Origin of the sequence: Kitasatospora sp. NPDC001527 (genome assembly GCF_040298605.1) — a bacterium.
GTDB lineage: Bacteria > Actinomycetota > Actinomycetes > Streptomycetales > Streptomycetaceae > Kitasatospora.
This window is the reverse complement of sequence record NZ_JBEPAM010000071.1, coordinates 23,102-31,403: the sequence shown is the minus strand read 5'-3', so window position 1 is coordinate 31,403 and position 8,302 is coordinate 23,102. Positions and strand designations below refer to the sequence as shown.

9 protein-coding genes are annotated in these 8,302 nt (G+C 71.4%); 5 read left to right on the top strand and 4 right to left on the bottom strand.

The window, feature by feature from the left end:
* Positions 1-227: 227 nt before the first annotated feature.
* Positions 228-1,781, top strand: a complete 1,554-nt coding sequence (locus ABT238_RS36090) for a glycosyltransferase family 87 protein (RefSeq protein ID WP_350805450.1) — start codon at positions 228-230, stop codon at positions 1,779-1,781.
* A gap of 10 nt (positions 1,782-1,791) precedes the next feature.
* On the opposite strand, the gene ABT238_RS36085 is transcribed toward ABT238_RS36090, so the two are convergent.
* The 3 genes from ABT238_RS36085 to ABT238_RS36075 all read right to left on the bottom strand — a co-directional run bounded on the left by ABT238_RS36085 (position 1,792) and on the right by ABT238_RS36075 (position 4,469).
* On the bottom strand, positions 1,792-2,826 hold the full coding sequence (locus tag ABT238_RS36085) for an alanine racemase (RefSeq protein ID WP_350570354.1): 1,035 nt from the start codon (positions 2,824-2,826) through the stop codon (positions 1,792-1,794).
* A 57-nt stretch (positions 2,827-2,883) separates the two neighbouring features.
* The gene (locus tag ABT238_RS36080; protein ID WP_350570356.1) at positions 2,884-4,002 is read right to left on the bottom strand and encodes a lipid II:glycine glycyltransferase FemX; all 1,119 of its coding nucleotides are present in this window, start codon (positions 4,000-4,002) and stop codon (positions 2,884-2,886) included.
* Between the two features lie 167 nt (positions 4,003-4,169).
* A complete protein-coding gene (locus ABT238_RS36075; RefSeq protein WP_350570358.1) occupies positions 4,170-4,469 on the bottom strand; it encodes a hypothetical protein in 300 nt (99 codons plus the stop codon).
* Positions 4,470-4,767: 298 nt separating this feature from the next.
* On the opposite strand from ABT238_RS36075, the gene rpsF reads away from it, so the two are divergent.
* From rpsF to rplI, 4 genes are all read left to right on the top strand, one after another.
* Entirely contained in the window at positions 4,768-5,058 is a 291-nt protein-coding gene (rpsF, locus tag ABT238_RS36070; RefSeq protein WP_350570360.1) for a 30S ribosomal protein S6, read from the top strand.
* Between the two features lie 96 nt (positions 5,059-5,154).
* Positions 5,155-5,754 (top strand): single-stranded DNA-binding protein, encoded by a 600-nt coding sequence (locus ABT238_RS36065; protein WP_350570361.1) that lies wholly within the window; start codon positions 5,155-5,157, stop codon positions 5,752-5,754.
* Between the two features lie 77 nt (positions 5,755-5,831).
* On the top strand, positions 5,832-6,068 hold the full coding sequence (gene rpsR / locus ABT238_RS36060; protein ID WP_030304537.1) for a 30S ribosomal protein S18: 237 nt from the start codon (positions 5,832-5,834) through the stop codon (positions 6,066-6,068).
* 17 nt (positions 6,069-6,085) lie between these two features.
* Complete coding sequence (gene rplI / locus ABT238_RS36055) at positions 6,086-6,532, top strand: 50S ribosomal protein L9 (RefSeq protein WP_350570363.1); 447 nt, start codon at positions 6,086-6,088, stop codon at positions 6,530-6,532.
* A 101-nt stretch (positions 6,533-6,633) separates the two neighbouring features.
* Here rplI and ABT238_RS36050 read toward each other — a convergent pair whose 3' ends face one another.
* Positions 6,634-7,959 carry an MATE family efflux transporter gene (locus tag ABT238_RS36050; RefSeq protein WP_350570365.1) on the bottom strand — a complete coding sequence of 442 codons (1,326 nt, stop codon included), beginning with the start codon at positions 7,957-7,959 and terminating at the stop codon, positions 6,634-6,636.
* Between the last annotated feature and the right edge of the window lie 343 nt (positions 7,960-8,302).

Sequence of the window (8,302 nt, the reverse complement as noted above, 5' to 3'; positions counted from 1 at the left end):
CCGCCGCGCGCGCTTCTTCACCCTGGAGTCCCGGCGGCCGATCAGCGAGCAGGGCCCGGGGGGCACCGCGGGAGGCTCCGTAGGAGCCTCCCACCGCCGTTTCGCCGTGTTCGGAGCGATTCGTGCCGGTCCCGCGGTGCCCGGCGCCCCGGCGGTCGCCGGGGGACCGGGGAAAAGGAGCAGGGGCCTCCTCGTACGGGCGGGCGGGGTGCGGCAGGATGTCCGCCATGACGTCCAGCGTTCGTGACGAAGAGGCCCCGGCCGCGCCGGTGCCCGGGCCGCAGGCCAACACCGTGGTGGTGCCGGCGGACGAGGATCCGGTCGCGGCGGCCGGAAGCGAGGTGATCGGCGGTCCGCCCGGAAAGCGCGCGCTGCTCGGCGTCTCGTGGTGGATCCCGGCGCGCTTCCTGGCGCTGGTGGTGATCGTGGTCTCGGTGCTGGGCATGGCGCAGAAGCTGCCCTGCTACAACGCCGCCTGGTTCCAGCCCGGCTCGCCGCAGTACGTGCACGGCTGCTACAGCGACATCCCGCACCTGTTCTCCGGACGCGGCTTCGCGGCCGGCCTGCACCCGTACGTGGACCGGATCCCGGGCACCACCGGGGACCTCCAGTTCCTCGAGTACCCGGTGCTGACCGGCCTGTTCATGCAGATCTCGGCCTGGCTGACCCCCGGCGGCGGCACCCTGCAGGACCAGGAGCGGTGGTTCTGGACGATCAACGCCGGCCTGCTGATGGCCTGCGCGGTGGTCGCCGTGGTCGCGCTCTCCCGCACCCACCGGCGCCGCCCCTGGGACGCGCTGATGTTCGCCCTGGCGCCGGTCCTGCTGCTCAACGCCACCGTCAACTGGGACCTGCTGGCCGTCGCGCTGGCCGCCGTCGCGCTGGCCTGGTGGTCCGGCTCGCGGCCGCTCTGGGCCGGGGTGTTCATCGGCCTGGCCACCGCGGCCAAGCTGTACCCGGTGCTGCTGCTCGGCCCGCTGCTGGTGCTCTGCTGGCGGGCCGGCCGCTGGCGCGACCTGCGGGCGCTGCTCGGCGGCGCGGCCGGCGCCTGGCTGCTGGTCAACCTGCCGATCATGATGGCCAACTGGCAGGGCTGGTCGACCTTCTACGTCTTCAGCAAGCACCGCACCGAGGACTACGGCTCGCTGTGGCTGATCCTCATGCAGAACCGGGGCGTCGGGCTGGCCAACCTCGACACCTTCATCGCCGTCCTGATGGTGCTGAGCTGCGCGGGGACAGCGTGGCTCGGCCTCGCGGCACCCCGCCGGCCGCGGGTGGCCCAGCTGGCCTTCCTGGTGGTGGCCGCGTTCGTGGTGTTCAACAAGGTGTACTCGCCGCAGTACGTGCTCTGGCTGCTGCCGCTCGCGGTGCTGGCCCGGCCGCGCTGGCGGGACGTCCTGATCTGGCAGGCCTGCGAGGTGCTCTACACCCTGGGCATCTGGTCCCACCTGGGCTTCGTCACCGGGGCCAAGCAGCACGGCATCGGCGAGTCCTGGTACCACTTCGCGGTCGTGCTGCACCTGCTCGGCACGCTCTACCTGGTCGGCATGGTGATCCGGGACATCCTGCTGCCGGACCGCGACCCGGTGCGCTGGGACGGCAGCGACGACCCGTCCGGCGGGGTGCTCGACGGCGCCCCGGACGTCTTCGTGCTCGGCGCCGCGCGCCGGATGCGCGAGGAGGAGAGCTACGCCGGGTACGCGCCGGCCGGCCCCGAGGCGTGGCTCGAGGAGCCGCCCGCCGCGGAACCGGCCGAGGAACCGGCCGCGAAGAAGGACTGACCGGCGGGACTCAGCGGTCCACCACGCGGTCGAAGTGCGTGGTGGTGTGCCGCACCTGCAGGCCGAGCTCGTCGCCGACCGCCGGCGGCTTGGCCTCCCCGTCCAGGAAGAGCAGCGAGACCTGCATGTGCGGCGGCTCGGCGAACCAGAGCTGCTTGCCCGCCCAGTGGTAGGGCGACTTGGTCTTGTTGACGGTCGCCAGACCGGCCCGGGCGATCCCCTTGGCGCGCGAGGACATCCCCTGCACGTACTTGGGCGCCTCCAGACCGATGCCGTGCGCGGTGCCGCCGGCCACCACCAGCAGGTGGCCGTCGGACGGCGCCGGGTGCTGGCGGTATCCGTAGCGGTCGCCCTTGCGCACCGGGGTGACGTCCAGCACCGTCGCCCGGACCTCCAGCGCGCCGTGGTCGCCCAGCCAGAGCCGGGTGCCGATCCGGGCCCGGAAGACGGTCTGCGGGAAGCGCTGGGCCAGCTGCTCCATGCCGGCCGCGCCGAGGTGGCTGACGAACACGGTGTGCACCGGGATGCCGGCGGCCCGGGCGGTCTCCACCCAGTACGCGACCTCCTCGACCGGGCTGGAGCCGTCCGGGCGGTCCATCGGCAGGTGCAGCGCGAGGCCCTCGAAGGCGACGCCTTCCAGCTCGGCGGCGACGGCCGGGAGGTCGTCCGCCGAGACGCCGTGCCGGCGCATGGTGGTCATGCACTCCACCACCACCCGGGCGCCGTGCAGCGCCCGCAGGCCGTCCAGGCCCGCCACCGTCCGGATCACCCGGGCGTGCGGCATCGGCAGCGCCTCCTCACCGACCCGGTAGGGGGTGAGCACCAGCAGTTCGCCGCCGTACCACTCGGCCGCGTCGGCGGCCTCGTAGGCGGTGCCGACCGCCAGCACCCCGGTGCCGAGGAGGGTCGCCTCCTCGGCCAGGCGGTGGTTGCCCAAGCCGTAGCCGTTGCCCTTGGCCACCGGCACCAGGCCGGGGAACTCGGCCAGCACGGAGCGCTGGTGGGTGCGCCAGCGTTCGGTGTCGAGGTAGAGCGACAGCGTCATCGGGTCATCTCCCAGAGGGTGTTGGGCACGGCTGCTCGGTGGCTCGGAGCGGGCTGCTCAGCGGCGCGACATGTAGAGGTCGAGGGCCTTGTGCAGCAGCTTGTTGAGCGGGAAGTCCCACTCGCCGAGGTACTCGGCGGCCTGGCCGCCGGTGCCGACCTTGAACTGGATCAGGCCGAACAGGTGGTCGTTCTCGTCCAGCGTGTCGGAGATGCCGCGCAGGTCGTACACCCCGCCGCCCAGGGCGTAGGAGTCGCGCATCATCCGCCACTGGATCGCGTTCGACGGCTTGACCTCGCGCTTGTGGTTGGCCGAGGCGCCGTAGGAGTACCAGACGTGCTCGCCGACGACCAGCATGGTGGTCGCGGCCAGCGGCTCGCCCTCGTGGTAGGCGATGTACAGCCGCATCCGGTTCGGGTCCTCGGCGGTGAGGGCCTTCCACATGCGCTGGAAGTAGGCCAGCGGGCGCGGGGTGAACTTGTCGCGCTCGGCGGTCACCAGGTAGAGCTGGTGGAAGACCGGAAGCTCGTCGTAGCCGCCCTGGACCACCTCGACGCCGCTCTTCTCGGCCTTCTTGATGTTGCGGCGCCAGAGCTGGTTGAAGCCCTTCTGGATGTCGTCCAGCGAGCGGTTGGCCAGCGGCACCTGGAAGACGTAGCGCGGCTGGACGTCGCCGAAGCCGGCGCCGCCGTCCTCGCCCTGCAGCCAGCCGGCCTTGCGCAGCCGGTCGGCGACCTCGAAGGCGCGCGGCTCGTACCAGTCGGCCTCGACGTCGCGCAGGCGCTTGGCCTGCTTGGCGGCGATGGCCTCCTTGATGGTCGGGGCGTTCCAGCGGCGGATGACCACCGGCGGGCCCATCTTCACCGAGAAGGCGCCCTGGGACTTCAGGTGCGACAGCATCGGCTGCAGCCAGCGGTCGAGGTCGCGGTCGAACCAGTCGATGACCGGGCCCTCGGGCAGGTAGGCCAGGTAGCGCTTGAGCTTGGGCAGCTGCCGGTACAGCACCAGGCCGGCGCCGACGAGCTGGTTGGCCTCGTCGAACCAGCCGATCGACTCGGAGCGCCACTCGGCCTTCACGTCGCCCCAGGACGGCACCTGCATGTGGCTCGCCGAGGCGCGGCTCCTGATGAAGGCGAGGTGCTCCTCGCGGGTGATCGTCCTCAGGCGCAGGCTCATGCTCGGTGCTCCTCGTCGGTCGGGCTGCGGTGGGCCCCGTCTTCTCGGTGTGACCCTATCGTCCGGGGTCCCGTCGGCCACGGGCACGGCGGCGCCCCCGCCGCGTACCCGTCCACCTGAAGACAAGTACGCCACGGGGGCGCCCGGGGTTCCTCGGGGAGGTGGGGCTAACCCCACAGTCCGCCGCGTGCGATGCCGAGGTAGAAGCCGATCGCCGAGGCGCCGAGCGCGATCATCAGGACGAAGCGCTCGGCGGTGGTGACGGAGATGTACATCCCGAGCAGGCCGGTGACGATCCCGAACAGGCCGGTCCACGAGGTCAGCAGGTGCAGGTTGTGGAAGAACGACGTGATGAAGGCGATCGCGCCCAGTGCGGCGGTGAGGCCGACCAGGGTGTTCTCCCGCGGGTGCGGGTGGCCGTCGGTGTTCAGGGTGAGGGCGGGCATGCGGTGGACGGTCTGGGCCATGTGTCCCACCTCCTGGCGTGGAGACGAACGGGCGGGAAACCCGTTCCGTCCAGATTGCGGCGGTTGGCCGGGTCTCACAACCCCTATGCGTTTTGTTCGTCCGTCCGGGTGCGGGTAGGGTGTGTCGTCTGCACTGGTGTAGTTGTGCCCTCCTCTGCCCTCTTCCGAGTGAACGAGGACGGGCTGTCCGACCCGGCCGCTACGGTGGCCGTGTCGTCACTGCTCCGGTGCCGACGCTGCACAACCCTCCTGCCACGGAGAGACCGTGGCCGCTGAGTCCAAAGGAGGTGGGTTACTCATGCGTCACTACGAGGTGATGGTGATCCTCGACCCCTCGGTCGAGGAGCGCGCCGTTTCCCCCCTGATCGAGAGCTTCATGGCTGTCGTCCGCAACGCGGGTGGCAAGGTCGAGAAGATCGACACCTGGGGTCGCCGCCGTCTGGCCTACGAGATCAACAAGCAGTCCGAGGGCATCTACTCGGTCATCGACCTGCAGGCCACGCCTGAGGTCGTCAAGGAGCTCGACCGCCAGCTGGGCCTGAGCGAGTCGGTTCTGCGGACCAAGGTCCTGCGCCCGGACACCCACTGAGCCACCTCTGAGGCCTTCGGGTCTCGGGTAGCTCGCGACCGCTGTTTCACGTGAAACAGCGGTGAACGGACATCTTCCCGAGAGGTCATCACCACCATGGCAGGCGAGACCGTCATCACCCTCGTCGGCAATCTCGTCGACGACCCCGAGCTGCGCTTCACCCCGTCGGGTGCGGCGGTCGCGAAGTTCCGCATCGCGTCCACCCCCCGCACCTTCGACCGTCAGACGAACGAGTGGAAGGACGGCGAGAGCCTCTTCCTCACGTGCAACGTCTGGCGGCAGCCGGCGGAGAACGTGGCCGAGTCGCTCCAGCGCGGCATGCGCGTCATCGTGCAGGGCCGGCTGCGCCAGCGGTCTTACGAGACCAAGGAAGGCGAGAAGCGGACGGTCTTCGAGGTCGAGGTCGACGAGGTCGGTCCGAGCCTGCGCTCGGCGACCGCGAAGGTCACCCGGGCCAACCGGTCCGGTGGTCCCCAGGGCGGCGGCTTCGGCGGCGGCCCGCAGGGCGGCGGCCAGGGCGGTGGCTGGGGCGGCGGTGGCGGCCAGCAGGGCGGCGGCTGGGGTGGCAACTCCGGCGGCCAGTCCGGCCCCTCCGACGACCCCTGGGCGTCCAGCGCTCCCTCTGGTGGAAACCAGGGTGGCGGCAGCTGGGGTGCCCCGTCCGGCGGCGGCTTCTCGGAAGAGCCCCCGTTCTAGAGCTGACAGATTTCGTGCGGCCTGGCCGCGGGCGTCGCGAGACGCCCGCCCAGCCGTGAACCCCAATGGAGCACACAATGGCGAAGCCGCCTGCTCGCAAGCCGAAGAAGAAGGTTTGCGTCTTCTGCAAGGACAAGGTCAACTACGTTGACTACAAGGACACGAACCTGCTGCGGAAGTTCATCTCCGACCGCGGCAAGATCCGTGCCCGCCGGGTCACCGGCAACTGCACCCAGCACCAGCGTGACGTCGCCACGGCCGTGAAGAACAGCCGTGAGATGGCGCTGCTGCCCTACACCAGCACCGCGCGCTAAGAGAGGGTGACCGAACAATGAAGATCATCCTCACCCACGAGGTGCCGGGCCTGGGCTCGGCCGGCGAGGTCGTCGAGGTCAAGGACGGCTACGCCCGCAACTACCTGGTCCCGCGTGGCTACGCCATCCGCTGGACCAAGGGCGGTCAGAAGGACGTCGACGCCATCCGTCGCGCCCGCAAGATCCACGAGATCCAGACCCTCGAGGCCGCCAACGAGGTCAAGGGCAAGCTCGAGGGCGTCCAGGTCAAGCTGGCCGTTCGCTCGGGCGAGGCCGGCCGCCTGTTCGGCTCGGTGACCCAGGCCGACGTCGTCGAGGCCATCAAGGCCGCCGGCGGCCCGGCGGTCGACAAGCGCGCCGTCGCGATCGCCTCGCCGATCAAGACCGTGGGCACCCACAAGGTCTCGGTCAAGCTGCACTCGGACGTCCAGGCCAACCTGGACATCGCCGTCGTCGCCGCCTGAGCCACGACCACGCACCGGTAGCGTCAGCTCCGTAGCAGTGGCCCGAGGGCCGGTCCCCCTTCGCGGGGACCGGCCCTCGGTCGTTCGCCGGGCGGCGCCGCTCAGCTCCGCACGGCGCCGGTGACCAGCCACCTGCCGCCGCGGGCCCGCCAGGCCAGGAAGCCGCCGCGGACCAGCATGAAGAGGTTCATCGCCCACCAGAGCCCGGCGAGCCCGGTGCCGCTGGCCGGCACCGCGAGCGCGACGGGCGCGAACACCGCGAGGGTGGCGAGCATCGCCCAGGCCAGGAACGGGCCGTCCCCGGCGCCCATCAGCACGCCGTCCAGGACGTAGACCAGGCCGGAGACCGGCTGGCAGAGCGCGAGCAGCAGCAGGACGGTGTTCAGCTGGTGCTGCACCGCCGGGTCCGGGGTGAACAGCGGGACGTACAGGGGGCGGGCGACCACCACCAGCAGGCCCAGCAGCAGGCCGGAGCCGATGCCCCACTCGATCATCCGCCGGGTGGCGGCCCTGGTGCCCGGGACGTCCCCGGCGCCCAGGTAGCGGCCGATGATGGCCTGGCCGGCGATCGCGATGGCGTCCAGGGCGAAGGCGATGAACAGGAAGACCGTCATGGCGATCTGGTGCGCGGCGATCTCGTCGTCGCCCAGCCCGGCGGCCACCGCGGTGGCGATCATCAGGATGGCGCGCAGGCTCAGGGTGCGGACCATCAGCGGTCCGCCGGCCCTGGCGCTCGCCCGTATCCCGGCCGCGTCCGGCCGCAGCGAGGCCTGCTCCCGGCGGGCGCCGCGGACCACCACGACCAGGTAGACGGCGGCCATCCCGGTCTGGGCGATCACCGTGCCCCAGGCCGAACCGGCCACCCCCAGCCCGGCGCCGTACACCAGGCCGACGTTCAGCCCGAGGTTGGCGGCGAACCCGGCGACGGCCACGTACAGCGGCGTCCGGGTGTCCTGGAGGCCGCGCAGCACGCCGGTGGCGGCCATCACCATGAGGACCGCCGGGATGCCGAGCGCGCTGATCCGCAGGTACGTCACGGCGTACGGGGCGGCGGTCGGCGAGGCGCCGAGCACGCCGGCCACCTGCGGGGCGAGCAGCAGGGTCAGCGCGACCACCCCGGCGGAGAGCGCCAGCGCCAGCCAGATGCCGTCGATGCCCTGCTGGATCGCGGCCCGGCGGTCCCCGGCGCCGATCCGGCGGGCCACCGCGGCGGTGGTGGCGTACGCGAGGAAGACGAAGACCCCGGTGGCGGTGGTGAGCGCGGCCGAGGCGACGCCGACGCCGGCCAGCTGGGCGGTGCCGAGGTGGCCGACGATCGCCGAGTCGGCCATCAGGAAGAGCGGCTCGGCGACCAGGGCGCCGAAGGCGGGGACGGCGAGGGCGAGGATCTCCCGGTCGTGCCGGCGGCGGTCGGTGGTGAGGGTCATGCCATCCAGGCTACTCATCCACAGGTAAGCGATGCCAGGGCCTTGTGCCACTTACTCGCACGGGCGAGCGACCGGCCCGTGCGTGTGTGTGTCCACCGCCACCCGGCTCTGTGTGAAGAATTTCTCATGCACAGCCCCGGGACGAGGGATGTGCAGGTCAGCGGGTTGACGGTGGATCGATGGTCTGGTTATCCACAGGGCTTTCCACAGGGGCGTCCACAGGTTTGCGGCACTTCTCCACAGCCGTGGGCCGCTCGTCCACACCCCCTGTGGATAACCGTCTTGGCTGAAGGCCGCCCGGCGCCTTAGCGTGGGCCCTCCGTCCGACACTCCCATCCGCCTC